Below are 16058 nucleotides of genomic sequence, written 5' to 3' on the forward strand. Positions count from 1 at the left end.
CCGCACGGCGCCGATATGCTGCTGCCGATCTATCAGACGGCTGACGCGGCTGGGCTCGATCTGCTGGCGGCCGTGCCGCGGTCGGCGCCCCTGATCCTGCTGCCCGGGCGATACGAGATGATCCCGACCGGGCTGACCATTGCGCTGCCCCCGGGTTACGAAGCTCAGGTGCGGCCGCGCTCGGGGCTTGCCGCCAAGTACGGCATCACGGTGCTGAACTCGCCCGGCACGATCGACGCCGACTATCGTGGCGAGATCAACGTGCTGCTCATCAATCACGGTGAGAAGGCGTTTTCGATCCGGCGCGGCGAACGCATCGCGCAGATGGTGATCGCGCCCGTGACCCGGGCGGAACTGGTTCCAGTCGACGTGCTGCCTGCAACCGCGCGCGGCAGCGGTGGATTCGGCTCGACCGGGCGCTAGCATCCGCGCGGATACCGAGCCATTTCGCCTAAAACTCGTCCTGCCGGCGCATTTTTTCACAGCGGATTTTGCGTTCACGGTCTGGACTCTTACTCGTCGAGTCCGGTTGGGACTATTCTGCCTTGATTCGAGCACGACGGGGGGTCTTCGTCGGGCTTTCTGGTCCTGCTTGGGCATGATCCTCGCGCGAACGCCACGCGTTTGTCGCGAAGGAAGACCGGTCTCCGGCTCATGCCTGGGAGTTGTGCGTTCTGGGGCAACATATGTCGGGCGTAGTCGCGGCGATGCGTCGAACCCTGCTGTCATGCACCTCACTGGCGCGCGACGGCATGATTGGACTCGCCGCTACTGCATTGTTGCCGGCGCGCTCGGCCTTCGCCTCCGAATCATACCTGGTCCAGGCGATGTCGGATCATTTCGGCCTCAATCACCAGGAAGTCGCGGTTCTCGCGACGTCGTTTGCGCTGGTCGGCTTTTCCGTGGTTGCCGCGATCCTGCTGATGCGCACCCGGTTGCGCGCGACCAGGAGTGAAGAGCAACTGCGCTCGGAGATCGCGGACCTGCAGTCACAGTCGGATCGGCTGCGCGCACTTTTGTTCACCGAGCCGCAGGTGCTGATTTCCTGGGCCGCCGGCGATAACCGCCCGCAGATCAGCGGCGACATCTCGCTGGTGATGTCGCAGGAGGCATCGCCGCAGCGCATCCTCGCCTTCGGAACCTGGCTGCCGCCCGAGCCGGCGCTGCAGATGGATCGCGCCGTCGACGCGCTGCGCGAGAAGGGCGAGCCGTTCCTGCTCAACCTCTCGACATCAGCCGGGCGCGGCATCGAGGCGATGGGTCGCGCGATCGGCGGGCAGGCCATCGTGCGGATCCGCGAGCTCGGCGGCCTGCGCCGCGAGCTCGCCGAATCGAACCTGCGCTTCAAGGCGCTACAGGAGGAGACCGAGCTGCTGCGCGAGTTCGCCGCGGCCGCGCCCTGGCCGATCTGGGCCAAGAGCCTCGAGGGCAATCTGCGCTACGCCAACGCGGCCTATGTCCGCGCCACCGAAGGCAAGAGCGTCGCGGATGCGCTGCAACGCAATCTCGAGCTGCTCGAGAGCGAGCAGCGCACCGAACTGGCGCGCGCCCTGAACGACAATGCGAACTATGCCGCGCGGCTGCCGATCGTGGTCAGCGGCGAGCGGCGGATCTACGACGTGCAGGCGCTCAAGCTCGGCAGCGGCAGCGCGGGCATCGCGATCGACGCCAGTGAGGCCGCGGCGCTGCGCGCCGCACTGACGCGGATGGTCGAAGCGCACCGGCGCACCCTCGACCAATTGTCCTCGGGTGTCGCCGTGTTCGATGCCAACCGGCGGCTCACCTTCTACAACGAATCCTACCGCCGGCTGTGGGGCCTCGATCAGGCCTTCCTCGACAGCAATCCCGACGACTCCAGCATCCTCGACCGGCTCCGCGCCAACCGCAAGCTGCCCGAGCAGCCCGACTTCCGCGCCTGGAAGGCCAAGCTGCACGAGGCCTATCGCGCGGTCGAATCCGAGACCTACACCTGGTTCCTGCCCGACGGGCGCGCGGTCAGCGTCGTCACCACACCGAACCTCGAGGGCGGCGTCACCTACCTGTTCGACAATGTCACCGAGAGCCTCGACCTCGCGCGCCGCTATGACGGCCTGACGCGGGTGCAGCGTGAAACGCTCGACAACCTCGCCGAGGCGGTGGCGGTGTTCGGCAGCAACGGCCGCGCGCAACTGTTCAATCCGGCCTTTGCCAGGATGTGGAAGCTGTCGGCCGATGCGCTGAACGGCGAGCCGCATATCGAGGCGGTCGAAGCGCTCTGCAAGCCGCTCTATGACGATCCGCGGACCTGGCGGACCTTGCGCGAATCGATCACCGCGATCGAGAACCGCGCGCAGGTGGCGCTCAAGCTCGAGCGCAAGGACGGCAGTGTGCTGGACTGCATGACGATCCCGCTGCCCGACGGCGCGACGCTGCTCACCTTCCAGGACATCACCGACACCGAGAATGTCGAGCGCGCGCTACGCGAGCGCAACGAGGCATTGGAAGCCGCCGACCAGATGAAGGTGGATTTCGTCCACCACGTGTCCTACGAGCTGCGCGCGCCGCTCACCACCATTATCGGCTTCGCGCATTTCCTCAGCGATCCCTCGACCGGACCGCTGACGCCGAAGCAGGCCGAATATCTCGACTACGTCACCAAATCGACCAACGCGCTGCTGGCGCTGACCAACAACATCCTCGATCTCGCCACCATCGACGCCGGTGCGATGAAGCTCGAGCTCGGCCCCATCAATATCGCCCGGGCGATCGAGGCGGCCGCCGAAGGCATCCAGGACAGGCTTGCGACCGACCGGATCGCGCTCAGGGTCGATATCGCGCCCAATATCGGCGGCTTCATCGGCGACGAGCGGCGCGTGGTGCAGGTGCTCTATAACCTGCTCGCCAATGCCGTCGGCTTCTCGCCGCACGATGCCACCGTCACGATCAGCGCGCGGCGGAACGAGCACAGCGTGGTATTCGCGGTGACCGACGCCGGCCCGGGCATTCCGCCGGAGATGAAGGACAAGGTGTTCAACTGGTTCGAGAGCCATTCCCACGGCTCGCGGCATCGCGGCGCCGGGCTCGGCTTGTCGCTGGTGCGCTCCTTCGTCGAGCTGCATGGCGGCCGGGTGCGCGTCGATTCCACCGTCGGCAAGGGCACGACCGTGACCTGCGACTTCCCCGTCGACCAGACCGCACATCGCAACGCCGCTGAATGATCGCGATCTCCACATTCCCGGTCGCGCTCGCGAACGAAGCCGCGACGGCCGAGCTGATGGCCGATCTCGCGCTGCTGATCGGCGCCGGCGACGTGATCACGCTGTCGGGCGACCTCGGCGCCGGCAAGACTGCCGCCGCCCGCGCACTGATCCGCTATCTCGCCGCCGACGACACGCTGGAAGTGCCGAGCCCGACGTTCACGCTGGCGCAGAGCTACGAGCTGCCCTCGTTCCCCCTGATCCATGCCGATCTCTACCGCATCAACGATGCGAGCGAGCTCGAGGAGATCGGGCTGTCGCCGCTGCCGGACGACATCGTGGCGCTGATCGAGTGGCCCGAGCGCGCGCCGGATGCTCTGCCCGACGACCGCATCGACATCGCGTTCAGCCATCGCCCGGCGCTGGGATCGACCGCCCGCGCGGCCGAGATCACCGGCCATGGCAAGGGCGCAGCCAAGGTCACACGGCTCAAGCTGCTGCGCCAGTTCCTCGACGGGGCCGGCTATCTCAGCGCCAAGCGCGAGCGCATGCCCGGCGACGCCTCGACCCGCTCCTACGCGCGGCTGCGCACTGAGCAGGGCAGCGTCATCCTGATGAACTCGCCGCGGCGTCCCGATGGCCCGCCGATCTACAACGGCAAATCCTATAGCGCGGCCGTGCATCTCGCCGAAGATGTCAGGCCATTCGTCGCGATCGGAAACGGCCTACGTAAGCAGGGCTTTTCCGCGCCCGCGATCCGGCATACCGATCTCGAGTCCGGATTTCTCATCACCGAGGATTTCGGCAATGCCGGCGTGGTCGAGGGCGATCCACCGCGGCCGATCGTCGAGCGCTACGAAGCCGCGACCGACGTGCTGGCGGCGCTACATCGCGAGGTGCTGCCGACGAGGCTGCCGCTGACAGCCGACACGAGCTACGACATGCCGGTGTTCGATGTCGACGCTTGGCTGATCGAAATCGGGCTGATGCTCGAATGGTACATGCCCGCCCGCGGCGTCAAGCCAAGCGATGCGCTACGCGCCGAATTCCTCGAGATGTGGCGCGCGTTGCTGGAGAAGCCCGCCGCGGCGCCGAAGACCTGGGTGATCCGCGACTTCCATTCGCCGAATATCATCTGGCTGGCCGAACGCACCGGACTCCTGCGGGTCGGCATCATCGACTTTCAGGACGCGCTGCTTGGTCCTGCCGCCTATGACGTGGTGTCGCTGCTGCAGGATGCACGGATCGAAGTGCCCGAGCAGCTCGAGCTTTCACTTCTCACCCGCTACATCAAGGCGCGACGGGTGACCGACGAGAGCTTCGATCCGGCCGATTTCGCCACGCTCTATGCGATCATGTCGGCGCAGCGGAACACGCGCCTGCTCGGCACCTTCGCCCGACTCAACGGGCGTGACGGCAAGCCGCATTATTTGAAGCACCAGCCGCGGATCTGGACCTACCTCAACCGGTCGCTGGCTCACCCGTCGCTCGCGCCGCTCCGCGACTGGTACGCGGCCAATGTCCCTCCTCCGGTACCGTAGGTTTACCGGTTGTTAGCCGTCGACCGAATAAGGTTGCGCTGGCTGTGCGCTGTGTCTGGGACGGCCGCATCGGGAGCAGGACCACACGATGGCGACGGAACGACGCAGGGGCGATCGTGTCACATTCGAGCGCGGCATTGCGGCGTTCATGATGGGCATCGACGGCACCTGGCGGCGCGACTGCGTCATGGAGGACGTGTCCGAGACGGGAGCCAAGCTCACCGTCGAGGGCTCGATCGAGGGCCTGCACCTGAAGGAATTCTTTCTGCTGCTGTCGTCCACAGGATTGGCCTATCGCCGCTGCGAGCTGGCATGGGTCAACGGCGACCAGATCGGCGTCAATTTTCTGAAGCAAGGCGACAAAAAGAAAAAAATGACCAAACGCGGCACGCAGGCTGCCGAAGCTTAGAGCATGATCCGGAAAAGTGGAGACCGGTTTTCCGACAAGATCATGCTCAAACAAGGGTTCCGGTCGCCATCGACGTCTTATGGCCGTCATGTCCGATGACTATGGCGTTTGATCGATGTGCCTGCCGAATCGCCATGATATGATCGGCGCAGAGAGATCATGACCGAGAACGTCCGGAAGATGTCCGTCACCCCCCATAGAGCCATGGTGCTCGCCGCCGGCCTCGGCGTGCGCATGCGCCCGCTCACCAACACGAAGCCGAAGCCGCTGGTGAGCGTGGCCGGCCAGCCGCTGCTCGACCATGTGCTCGACAAGCTCGCCGGCGCCGGCGTCGTTGAGGCCGTCGTCAATGTGCACTATCTGCCCGACCAGATCATCGATCACGTCAAGACGCGCAGCCGCCCGCGCGTGATCATCTCCGACGAGCGCGACCAGGTGCTCGGCACCGGCGGCGCGGTCGTCAAGGCGTTGCCGCAGCTCGGCGATGCGCCGTTCTTCCACGTCAACTCCGACACGATGTGGATCGATGGCGTGCGCTCCAACCTGGCGCGGCTGGCGGAAACCTTCGACCCGGCGCGGATGGATATCCTGCTCCTGATGGCGCCGACTGCCTCGAGCATCGGCTATAGCGGCCGCGGTGATTATGCGATGCTGCCTGACGGCGCGCTGCGCAAGCGGCGCGAGAACCAGGTGGTGCCGTTCGTCTATGCGGGCGCGGCAATCATGTCGCCGGCGTTGTTTGCCGATGCGCCCGCCGGCGAGTTCTCGCTGACCAAGATGTTCGACCGCGCCAACGAGCGGGAACGGCTGTTCGGGCTGCGCCTCGACGGCGTCTGGATGCATGTCGGAACTCCCGATGCGATCCAGGCCGCGGAAGAGGCGTACCTGGAAAGCGTCGCGTAGAACACGATGAGATCAGCTTGATCTGAAACAGCGGCGGAGGCCACCTCTCCCTTGGGAGAGGTCGATTTGCGCAGCAAATCGGGTGAGAGGTTATGGTCTATCGAGAGCGCAAGGGCCCTCACCCGGATTGCATCTGACGATGCAATCCGACCTCTCCCCGATGGGGAGAGGTCAACCGAAAAGGCCACAAGGTCAGCCGTCATCATCGATGGCGAGAACGGCGAAGCTCGCCAGCCAGTGTTCGCCCATATAGTCGCCGGCGATATGCGGCAGTCCGACGTCGAGGTGGCGGCGTGCGGCATCCTGCAGGATCGGGCGGCGGGCATCCGCTTCGGGCAGTGCTTCGGCAAGCGCACGCCAGCACCATGCGCGGCTGAGATTGAGCCCGTCGAGATGGGCGATCTTGCCGTCGGTGCGGTCCGTGACGGTGGCTGGCCGGAACAATGTCGCAGGTTCGTGCTGTGCAAGCCGTGGCAGGAAGCGGTCGAACCAGGACAGGAATGCGTCGGGCGTCAGCACGCGACGCATGCATTCCGCTTCGATCAGCGCGGAAGACTGGAAGTCGTCGCCGCTTGGCTCGCCCCAGGCGGGACAGTCTTCATCGAGGCCGTACCAGCGCAGTGCGGTCTCACGCAGCAGGAAGCTCAACGCGGCGTCGTCTGTCGCGGCCGCGTAGTCGGCGGCCATGCGCAGGCCAAACGCGGTGTTGAAATGCGTGCCGACCCGCACCGGATAGGTGGCGAGCGGCAGGAAATCGCGAAAGCGTTGCGCAAAAATCTCGGCAAGAGGGGCAATTCGTTCGCGCCATCGGCGCTCGTCGAGCACCGAGAGTTCAGCCGCGAGCTTCAACAGCCAGCCCCAGCCATAGGGTCGCTTGAAGCCGCGCGCGGTGGGGGCCGCGAGATAGGCGCATTCCGCGGCGACCTTCTCCGCAACGAACTGCTCATCGAACAGGGCGCGAATATCATCCGCGGCTTCTGACCTCGGATGCCGGCGCAGCAGCCGCGCGAGCATCCAGTAGCTGTGCACGCAGGAGTGCCAGTCGTAGCTGCCGTAGAACACCGGATGCAGCGCGCGCGGCGTGCGCGCGTCGTCCGGTCCCGCCAGCACATGATCCGGCTTGTTCGGGTATTCGCGCCTGACATGGCCGAGCGCGATACGGGCAAAGCGGACGGCGAGCTCTTCGGTGAGAATTGGGGCACCCATGAAGCATTCTCCTTTCGCCTGCGCCAACCAATGACCTCGATCAGGCACGGTGTCACCTAGATAGGACACTGCGTCGCTGCGAACGTCGCGGAGCAACCGTGCGGCCTGTAGATCATTGTTGAAATAGATTATCTATGCATGCATTATTGTTTTCATGAATTTGCCGGCCGTCGATCTCAACCTACTGGTCGCCTTCGAAGCACTGATGGACGAGCGCCGCCTCACCCGTGCGGCGGAGGCGGTTGCGGCTCGCTATATTGGCGCCTGATTCCGAATCAGGCAGCCCATGCGCGTCTTCAGCGTTCCCATCTCCGCACCGTTCCTGCGCACCGTCATCTCGGCCCTGGTCGAGGGACGGCTGGTCGCGGGATTCGAGGCACGGAACGATCCGGCGAGGCTCGCCAATGCCACGCTGTACCTGCCGACGCGGCGCGCCGGACGGCTGGCGCGCGAGGTGTTTCTCGACGTACTCGACGCCGACGCCGCGGTGCTGCCGCGCATCGTCGCGCTCGGCGACATCGATGAAGACGAGCTCGCGTTTGCGGACCAGTCGGACGATGTCGGCGGCGCCGCGCCACTGGACATTCCACCAAAGCTCGGCGAGCTCGAACGCCGCCTGACGTTGGCCCATCTGGTCGCGGCCTGGGCGAAGACGCCGGTGTCCTCGCCGCTGGTGGTCGGCGGTCCGGCCTCGACCTTGCAGCTCGCCGGCGACCTCGCGCGACTGATGGACGACATGGTGACGCGCGGCGTCGACTGGCGCGAGCTCGACCGGCTGGTGCCGGACCAGCTCGACAAATACTGGCAGCACTCGCTCGAGTTCCTGCGCATCGCGCGCGACGCCTGGCCGAACTACCTGAAGGAGATTGGACGGATCGAGCCGGCGGCACGCCGCGACCTGTTGATCGAGGCGGAAGCGGCACGGCTCACCGCGCATCACGCAGGCCCGGTGATCGCAGCCGGTTCCACCGGCTCGATGCCGGCGACCGCAAAATTCCTGCACGCGGTGGCGAAGCTCCCGAACGGCGCCGTGGTGCTGCCCGGACTCGACACCGATCTCGACGAGGAGTCCTGGGACACGATCGGCGGCGAGCGCAACGACGAGGGCAGGTTCACCACGCCGCCGTCCTCGAACCATCCGCAATTCGCGATGCACGCGCTGCTCGACCGCTTCGGCATCAAGCGCCGCGACGTGGAGAACCTTGCCGAAGCGGCGCCGCAGGGACGCGAGGTGCTGGTGTCGGAGACAATGCGCCCGTCGACCGCGACCGCGCAATGGCACGACCGGCTGGAACGGCCCGAGATCGCTGCGCGCGTCACCGCCGGGATGACCAACCTAACCGTGGTCGAGGCGCCGAATCCGGAGATGGAGGCGCTGGCGATCGCGGTGGCGATGCGCGAGGCGCGGCATCTCGGCAAGTCGGCTGCGCTGGTGACACCGGACCGCGCGCTGGCGCGCCGCGTGATGGCGTCGCTGACGCGCTGGAATCTGGAGTTCGACGATTCCGGCGGCGATGCGCTGATGGAGACCTCGCCCGGCGTGTTCGCCCGCCTCAGTGCAGAAGCGGCGGCAAACGGGCTGGAGCCGCCGACGCTGCTCGCGCTGCTCAAGCATCCGCTGTTCCGGCTCGGCGGCGCACAGGGCGCGCTGAAGCGCGCGGTCGAAGTATTGGAACTCGCCGTATTGCGCGGCACGCGGCCGCAAGCGGGCTCCGGCGGCTTGGCGCGCGATTTCGAGCGCTTCCGCGCCGAGCTGACAAAGCTCCGCAACGGCGAGACCTCGTCGCTGCACGTTGCGGAGCAGCGCGCACGGCTGCGCGATCACGACCTCAACCAGGCGCAGGGCCTGATCGCGAAACTCCAGGCCGCGCTGGCGCCGCTCGAGGGCATGGCATCGTCGAGGCCCCACGATTTCGCCGAACTGGCCTCGCGGCATCGCGATGTGCTGATGGCGCTGTCCTGCGACCAGCACGGCGTCGCGGTCGTGTTCGAGGATCGCGCCGGCGGCGTGCTGGCATCGGCATTCGACGACCTGCTCGCCAAGCAGCAGCCGAGCGGCCTGGTGACGCCGCTTGCCGACTATCCGGAGGTGTTCCAGACCGCGTTCGCCGACCGCATGGTGCGGCGACCGGAATCCGCGCGTGCCCAGCTCAACATCTTTGGCCAGCTCGAGGCGCGTCTCACCGAATCCGATCGCGTCATCCTCGGCGGCCTGGTCGAGGGCGTCTGGCCGCCGGCGCCGCGGGTCGATCCCTGGCTGAGCCGGCCGATGCGGCACCAGCTCGGGCTCGATCTCCCCGAGCGGCGCATCGGCCTTTCCGCGCACGACTTCGCGCAACTGCTCGGCCATGACGAGGTGATCCTCACTCATGCGGCCAAGGTCGGCGGCGCGCCGGCGGTGGCCTCGCGCTTTTTGCATCGGCTGGAAGCGGTCGCCGGCGAAGCGCGCTGGAAAACAGCAAAGGCGGCCGGCGAGACTTACGTGCAATATGCCGCCGAGCTCGACCGTCCCGACAAGGTCGAGCCGATCGCCCAGCCGGAGCCGCGGCCGCCGCGCGAGGCCCGGCCGCTGAAAATGTCCGTCACCGCGATCGAGGACTGGCTGCGCGATCCCTACACCATCTATGCGCGCTACATCTTGAGGCTCGATCCGCTCGATCCGGTCGACATGCCATTGTCTGCGGCCGACCGCGGTTCGGCAATCCACGAGGCGCTCGGCGAATTCACGCAAACCTATGCCGCCGCGCTGCCGGCCGACACGACGCGCACCCTGCGCGAGATCGGGGCTGAGTATTTCGCGCCGCTGATGGAGCGGCCCGAGGCGCGCGCGCTGTGGTGGCCGCGCTTCCAGCGCATTGCCGCATGGTTTGCCGAATGGGAGCAGGCCCGGCGCGGCCATATCGACGCGATCAAGGCCGAGATCCGCGGCGAGATCGGCATCGCCCTCGACGACGAGCGGACGTTCGTCCTTTCCGCTCGGGCCGATCGCATCGAGCGGCGAAACGACGGCAGCTTTGCGATCCTCGACTACAAGACCGGCCAGCCGCCGACCGGAAAGCAGGTGCGCATGGGCCTGTCGCCACAGCTCACTTTGGAAGCCGCGATCCTGCGCGAAGGCGGCTTTGCCGACATCCCCGCCGGCTGCTCGGTCGGCGAGCTCGCCTATATCAGGCTGAGCGGCAACAATCCGCCGGGCGAGCAGCGTTCGCTGGAATTGAAGATCAAGCCCAGCGACACGCCGCAGCCACCCGATGAGGCCGCCGACAGCGCGCGAAACAAGCTGGAAGCGCTGATCCGCGCCTTCGACGACGAGCAGCAGGCCTACACTTCGCTGAATCTCTCGATGTGGGCGAACCGCTATGGCGCCTATGACGACCTCGCGCGGATCAAGGAATGGTCCGCCGCCGGCGGCCTGGGGATCGAGGAATGGTGAAGGCACCCCGCCCCATCCCGTCAGCGGTGCGCGACGCACAGGCGCGCGCGTCCGATCCGAAGGCGTCCACCTTCGTGTCGGCGAATGCCGGCTCGGGCAAGACCCACGTTCTGGTGCAGCGGGTGATCCGCCTGCTGCTATCAGGCGTGCCGCCGGAAAAGATTCTCTGCATCACCTTCACCAAGGCCGCCGCCGCCAACATGGCCGAGCGGGTGTTCACGACACTCGGCCACTGGGTGACGCTGGACGACACCGCGCTCGATGCCGCGATCCGCGAGGCCGGCATCGCCTATCCGAATGCCAAGCTCCGACGTGATGCACGGAAGCTGTTCGCCTGCGCGCTGGAGACGCCCGGCGGGTTGAAGGTGCAGACCATCCACGCGCTGTGCACCCGGCTGCTGCAGCAGTTTCCGTTCGAGGCCAACGTGCCGGCGCGGTTTGCCGTGCTCGACGACCGCGACCAGAACGAGATGATGGAACGCGCCAATCTCGCGGTGTTCCTGGACGCCTCACGCAATCCCGATAGCGCAATCGGCCGCGCGCTGATGACGGCGATGGCGAGCGCCGCCGACGTCACCTTCAAGGATGTGGTCCGCGAGGCCTGCCTCAGCCGCGACCATTTCATGGCCTGGATCGACACCGCCGGCAGCGCCGCGGCAGCCGCCGCGCAGATGGCGGCCGCGCTGGGCGTGTCGCCCGACGACCGCATCGAGGATATCGAGCGCGAGATTGTCGACGGACCCTATCTCAGGCGCACCGGGTGGGAAGAGATCGCGGCCGCCCTCGACACCGGCAGCAAGTCCGATCAGGACCAGGCGGCACGGCTGCGCGACGCGCTGGTGTTCACCGGCGCGGCACAGGTTGACGCCTATCTTGCCGTGTTCCTGACCGATGCCGATCGCACGCCGCGCAAATCGGTGGTGACGAAGAAGTTCTGCGACAACAATCCCGCGATCGGCCGGCTGTTCGAGGCCGAGGTCCGCCGCGTGCTGCCGCTGGTCGAACGGCGCCGCGCGGTGATCGCGCGCGACCGCACCGAGGCGCTGATCCATATCGCGACGGCTGCAGCGGCACACTACCGCCGCGAAAAGCTGGAACGCGGCCTGCTCGACTATGACGACCTGATCGACAAGACGCTGGAGATGCTCGAGCGCGTCTCCTCAGGCTGGGTGCACTACAAGCTCGACCGCGGCGTCGATCACGTGCTGATCGACGAGGCGCAGGACACCAGCCCGCGGCAATGGGACATTGTCGCCCACATCATCTCGGAGTTCACCTCAGGCGCCGGCGCGCGCGACGGCCTGGTGCGCACCGTGTTCGCGGTCGGCGACGAGAAGCAGTCGATCTTCTCCTTCCAGGGCGCGGCACCGCGCGAATTCGACCTGCGCCGCCGCGAGCTGAAGCGGCGGTTCGAGGATGCCGGGCTGAAGTTCGATCCGGTGTCGTTCACCTATTCGTTCCGCTCCGGACCGACGATCCTGCACTCCGTCGATCATGTGTTCCGCGAGCAGGAGATCTATCGCAGCATCCACGCCGTCGAGAACGGCTATCCGATCCACAACGCGATGGCCGACGCCGGCCCGAGCCTGATCGAGCTCTGGGATCTCGCGCAAGCCGACGACCGGCAGGACATCGAGGGCTGGCGCGCGCCGTTCGACGGCGTATCGGTGACCAGCCCCGAGGCGAAGCTCGCGCGGCGAATCCAGGCCGAGATCAAACGCCTCGTCGCCAGCGGCACCATGACCGGCAGCGCCGGCGCGCGCCGTCCGTTGCGCTACGGCGATATGCTGATTCTGGTGCGCCGCCGCGGCAACGCCTTCGATGCGGTGATCCAGGCGCTGAAGCACGCCGGCATCCCGGTTGCCGGCGCCGACCGGCTGAAGCTGACCGAGCACATCGCAATCATCGACCTGATGAACCTCGCCGACGCGCTGCTGCTGCCGCAGGACGATCTTGCGCTCGCGGTGGCACTGAAGAGCCCGCTGTTCGGCCTTACCGACAACGATCTGTTCAAGCTGGCGTGGCAGCGCCATGGCTCGCTGCGTGAGGCGCTTGCCGCGCAAGCCCCGACTGAAGAGCGTTTCGCCGACGTGCTGAAGCGTCTCGAGCAATGCGAGCGCCGCTTCACCCAGGAGACGCCGTTCGCATTCTACGCCTGGCTGCTCGGCGGCGACGGCGGCCGCGCGCGCATCCTGCGCCGGCTCGGCCACGAGGCCAATGACGCGCTCGACGAATTCCTCGAGCTTGCGCTGGGCTATGAGCGCAAGGCGCCGGCCTCACTGCAGGGCTTCGTAGCGTGGCTGCGCGCGGCCGACACCGAGGTGAAGCGCGACATGGAGATTTCGCGCGACGAGGTGCGCGTCATGACCGTGCATGGCGCCAAGGGCCTGGAATCCTCGGTCGTCTTCCTCGTGGACACCACGACGTCGCCGTCCGACACGCAGCGCCTGCGGCTGATCCATCTGCCGCAGGGCAACGCCGCGCCGCACGCGCCCGGTGTCGTGGTGTGGGCGGGCAAGAAGGCGGAGGATCCCCCCGGGGTCGCCGACGCGCGCAAGGCGATGCTCGGCGACACCGAGGACGAATATCGCCGCCTGCTCTATGTGGCGATGACGCGCGCCGCGGACCGGCTGGTCGTCGGCGGCTGTATGCCCGGCAATATGAACACGGTGCGGAAGTCCTCCTGGTACGACCTGATCACCAGGGGGCTGGCCAATTCCGGGCTCAAGCTCGAGGAGATCGAGACGCCGGCCGGCAAGATCAAACGCTATTCGCGGCCGGAGGACGGCGCCGAGGCTACCGGGGCGGCGGCCTCGGTCGCGGTAGCGCCGACTGTGCTGCCGCCATGGCTGCGCGCTCCCGCCGCGCCTGAAGCCTCCGCATCAGGCCTGCTGCGCCCCTCCGATCCCGCCGAAGGCGACGGCCACCATGTGCGGTCCGGCGAATCGGTCGTCGCACGGGCCCGCGCCCTGCAGCGCGGCACGCTGGTGCATCGCCTGCTGCAGTCGCTGCCGGATGTCGCCATTGAACGGCGCCGCGAGGCCGCTTTCGGCTATCTCGCGCGCAATGCCGACGGCTGGAGCGAGGAGGAGCGCACCGCGCTGGCCGGCCAGGTGCTTGCCCTGATCGCGGACCCGCGCTTCGCGGCGGTGTTCGGGCCCGGCAGCCGCGCCGAGGTCTCGATCGTCGGGCGGCTGGGCCGGCCGGGTCAACCGAAGGCACTGGTCTCGGGTCAGATCGACCGGCTGGTGGTGACCCCCAAGGAGGTTCTGATCGTCGATTTCAAGACCAACCATACCCCGCCCAAGACCGCCGCCGAGGCGCCAAGGGGCTATGTCAGGCAGCTCGCGCTGTACCGTGCGGTGCTCGCCAAGCTTTATCCCCAGCTCCCGGTCCGAGCCGCCCTGCTCTGGACCGAAGCGCCTGAAATCATGGAACTTTCTGCCTCCGCGCTGGACGCCGGGCTGGCATAAGGTCAGGTCGGCGTGACCAAGCTTGACCCGGCAAGGGGGCGTTCATAGGTTTCACTCATGCTCCCCGGGCGCGATTCTCGATCGCGCCTTTTGTCTCAACCGAACGAGGTACTCCCATGGCCGTTGGCAAGGTTTCTGACGCCGATTTCGACGCCGAAGTGCTCAAGGCGACCGGGCCGGTGGTCGTCGACTTCTGGGCCGAGTGGTGCGGCCCCTGCCGCATGATCGCGCCCGCCCTTGACGAAATTTCCGGCGCGATGGGCGACAAGGTCAAGATCGTGAAGCTCAACGTCGACGAGAGCCCGAAGACCGCGTCGAAGTATGGCGTGATGTCGATCCCGACCCTGATGATCTTCAAGGGCGGCGAGATGGCCTCGCGTCAGGTCGGCGCAGCGCCGAAGGCGAAGTTGCAGCAGTGGATTTCCGCTGCGGTCTGATCCGCTTCCAATTTGCTGATTGTGAAACGGCCGGCGAAAGCTGGCCGTTTTGTTTTTTGCGGCGGATGATCGCGCGGTCCGGGGCGCTGCGGTCCGAGTTCTCTTGAAGTTCTCTTGGATTTCGCTGCGTTCCACCCGTGGATGCGAACGGCGCCGCTGCAAGGATCCGCAACTGGATCGCCCCGCATTGGAACCTGTGCATGCAGGCCAAGTTGAGGTGCCGAATCGTCTTGAGGAGGGACCTATGTCGAACCCCAGATCAACCGCGCAGGTCGCGGGACATCCCATTCATCCGATGCTTATTCCGTTTCCAGTCGCCTGCTTCGTTTTGACCTTCGTTGCTGACCTCGCCTTCTGGAAGACCGGCACTGACTTCTGGGCCAGCGCCTCGCTCTGGCTGCTTGGGATCGGCTTGATCATGGCGGTCCTCGCGGCCGTTGCCGGCCTGACTGATCTCCTGGGAGATGATCAGGTCCGCAACCTTTCCGATGCATGGCAGCATGCGGGCGGCAACGTCATCGTGGTGTTGATCGCGCTCTACAACTGGTACTCTCGCTTCGAGCACGGCTCATCCGCGATCCTACCGACGGGTCTCGTGCTCTCGCTCATCGTGGTCCTGATCCTGCTGTTCACGGGCTGGAAGGGCTGGGAGATGGTCTATCGCGAGCATGTCGGCGTGTCGGACGAGGCGCACATCCACTAACGAAGCTTCGGCAGGTAGCACGGGTTACGACGAACGAATCCATCCCGTTGCCAGCGCCGAGGCGAGCTCAGGCTGGCCGTTCTGCCGCGCCAGCGCTGCCATCGTCTCGTGGTCGTACGGCACGTGGCGGAAGGTCACCCGCCATGCGCCACCGGCCTGTTCAAGGATAGCATAGCGCGCGTCGGGAGAGCCGGCCTGCACGACATGTGGATGCGGCTTGCCAGCCCGATAGCCGGGCGAGCCGACGCTGCCTGGATTGACGATCAGCCGTCCGTCGCGAAGTCGCACGGCGCGGGCAGTATGGGTGTGAGCGCAGAGGATCAGCGACTGCATCACGCCGGCCGCCATCGCCTCGATCGATTCCAGCGCGGACATGCAGACCTCGCCGCCGGGGAGCACCGTCTCGAGCCAATAGGTCTCGTCATCGGCTGGCGTCGCGTGACAGAGAAAGACCTGCTCGCGATAGACACAATTCGCAGGCAGCGTGCGCAGCCAGTCGAGATGCCGCGGCTCGAGTTGTGTATAGGTTCGCCGCTCCCAGGAGCCCATCTTCTCGTGAGGGCGGTCGATCAGATAGCGGTCGTGATTGCCGAGCAGATGGGTCGCATCGAGACCCATCAGGATGTCGATGGTCGGCCGCGCATCGAGCGGCCCGCTGACCATGTCGCCGAGATCGACGATATCGGAAATGCCCGCAGCGCGAATGTCTGAAAGCACGGCTTCCAGTGCAAGGTAATTGCCATGAACGTCGGCGATGGCCGCGAACCGCATGATGCC

11 protein-coding genes are annotated in these 16058 nt (G+C 66.5%); 9 read left to right on the forward strand and 2 right to left on the reverse strand.

Annotated elements, in window-relative coordinates:
* Positions 1–15: 15 nt before the first annotated feature.
* The 5 genes from dut (at position 16) to P6U25_RS00345 (ending at position 6029) form a co-directional block, all read left to right on the forward strand.
* A complete protein-coding gene (dut, locus tag P6U25_RS00325; protein WP_407152710.1) occupies positions 16–423 on the forward strand; it encodes a dUTP diphosphatase in 408 nt (135 codons plus the stop codon).
* A 263-nt stretch (positions 424–686) separates the two neighbouring features.
* Positions 687–3197: an ATP-binding protein gene (locus P6U25_RS00330; protein WP_407149466.1), complete on the forward strand. Its 2511-nt coding sequence runs from the start codon at positions 687–689 to the stop codon at positions 3195–3197.
* A complete protein-coding gene (gene tsaE / locus P6U25_RS00335; RefSeq protein WP_407149467.1) occupies positions 3194–4717 on the forward strand; it encodes a tRNA (adenosine(37)-N6)-threonylcarbamoyltransferase complex ATPase subunit type 1 TsaE in 1524 nt (507 codons plus the stop codon). The genes P6U25_RS00330 and tsaE overlap by 4 nt, the downstream gene beginning before the upstream one ends.
* Before the next feature lie 88 nt (positions 4718–4805).
* Positions 4806–5126 carry a PilZ domain-containing protein gene (locus tag P6U25_RS00340; RefSeq protein ID WP_407149468.1) on the forward strand — a complete coding sequence of 107 codons (321 nt, stop codon included), beginning with the start codon at positions 4806–4808 and terminating at the stop codon, positions 5124–5126.
* Between the two features lie 180 nt (positions 5127–5306).
* Positions 5307–6029 carry a nucleotidyltransferase family protein gene (locus P6U25_RS00345; RefSeq protein WP_407152711.1) on the forward strand — a complete coding sequence of 241 codons (723 nt, stop codon included), beginning with the start codon at positions 5307–5309 and terminating at the stop codon, positions 6027–6029.
* Positions 6030–6221: 192 nt separating this feature from the next.
* On the opposite strand, the gene P6U25_RS00350 is transcribed toward P6U25_RS00345, so the two are convergent.
* Complete coding sequence (locus P6U25_RS00350) at positions 6222–7235, reverse strand: DUF2891 domain-containing protein (protein ID WP_407149469.1); 1014 nt, start codon at positions 7233–7235, stop codon at positions 6222–6224.
* Between the two features lie 286 nt (positions 7236–7521).
* Between P6U25_RS00350 and addB the strand changes: the two genes are divergently transcribed.
* The 4 genes from addB to P6U25_RS00370 all read left to right on the forward strand — a co-directional run bounded on the left by addB (position 7522) and on the right by P6U25_RS00370 (position 15281).
* Positions 7522–10668 (forward strand): double-strand break repair protein AddB, encoded by a 3147-nt coding sequence (gene addB, locus P6U25_RS00355; protein ID WP_407149470.1) that lies wholly within the window; start codon positions 7522–7524, stop codon positions 10666–10668.
* Positions 10662–14141 (forward strand): double-strand break repair helicase AddA, encoded by a 3480-nt coding sequence (gene addA / locus P6U25_RS00360; RefSeq protein ID WP_407149471.1) that lies wholly within the window; start codon positions 10662–10664, stop codon positions 14139–14141. Before addB ends, addA begins: the two co-directional genes overlap by 7 nt.
* Positions 14142–14257: 116 nt before the next feature.
* Entirely contained in the window at positions 14258–14578 is a 321-nt protein-coding gene (gene trxA, locus P6U25_RS00365; protein WP_407149472.1) for a thioredoxin, read from the forward strand.
* Positions 14579–14822: 244 nt separating this feature from the next.
* Positions 14823–15281 (forward strand): DUF2231 domain-containing protein, encoded by a 459-nt coding sequence (locus tag P6U25_RS00370; protein ID WP_407149473.1) that lies wholly within the window; start codon positions 14823–14825, stop codon positions 15279–15281.
* Positions 15282–15305: 24 nt separating this feature from the next.
* Here P6U25_RS00370 and P6U25_RS00375 read toward each other — a convergent pair whose 3' ends face one another.
* Positions 15306–16052 carry a metallophosphoesterase family protein gene (locus P6U25_RS00375; RefSeq protein ID WP_407149475.1) on the reverse strand — a complete coding sequence of 249 codons (747 nt, stop codon included), beginning with the start codon at positions 16050–16052 and terminating at the stop codon, positions 15306–15308.
* Positions 16053–16058 lie beyond the last annotated feature (6 nt).

Source organism: Bradyrhizobium sp. ORS 86 (assembly GCF_045571475.1).
Classification (GTDB): domain Bacteria; phylum Pseudomonadota; class Alphaproteobacteria; order Rhizobiales; family Xanthobacteraceae; genus Bradyrhizobium.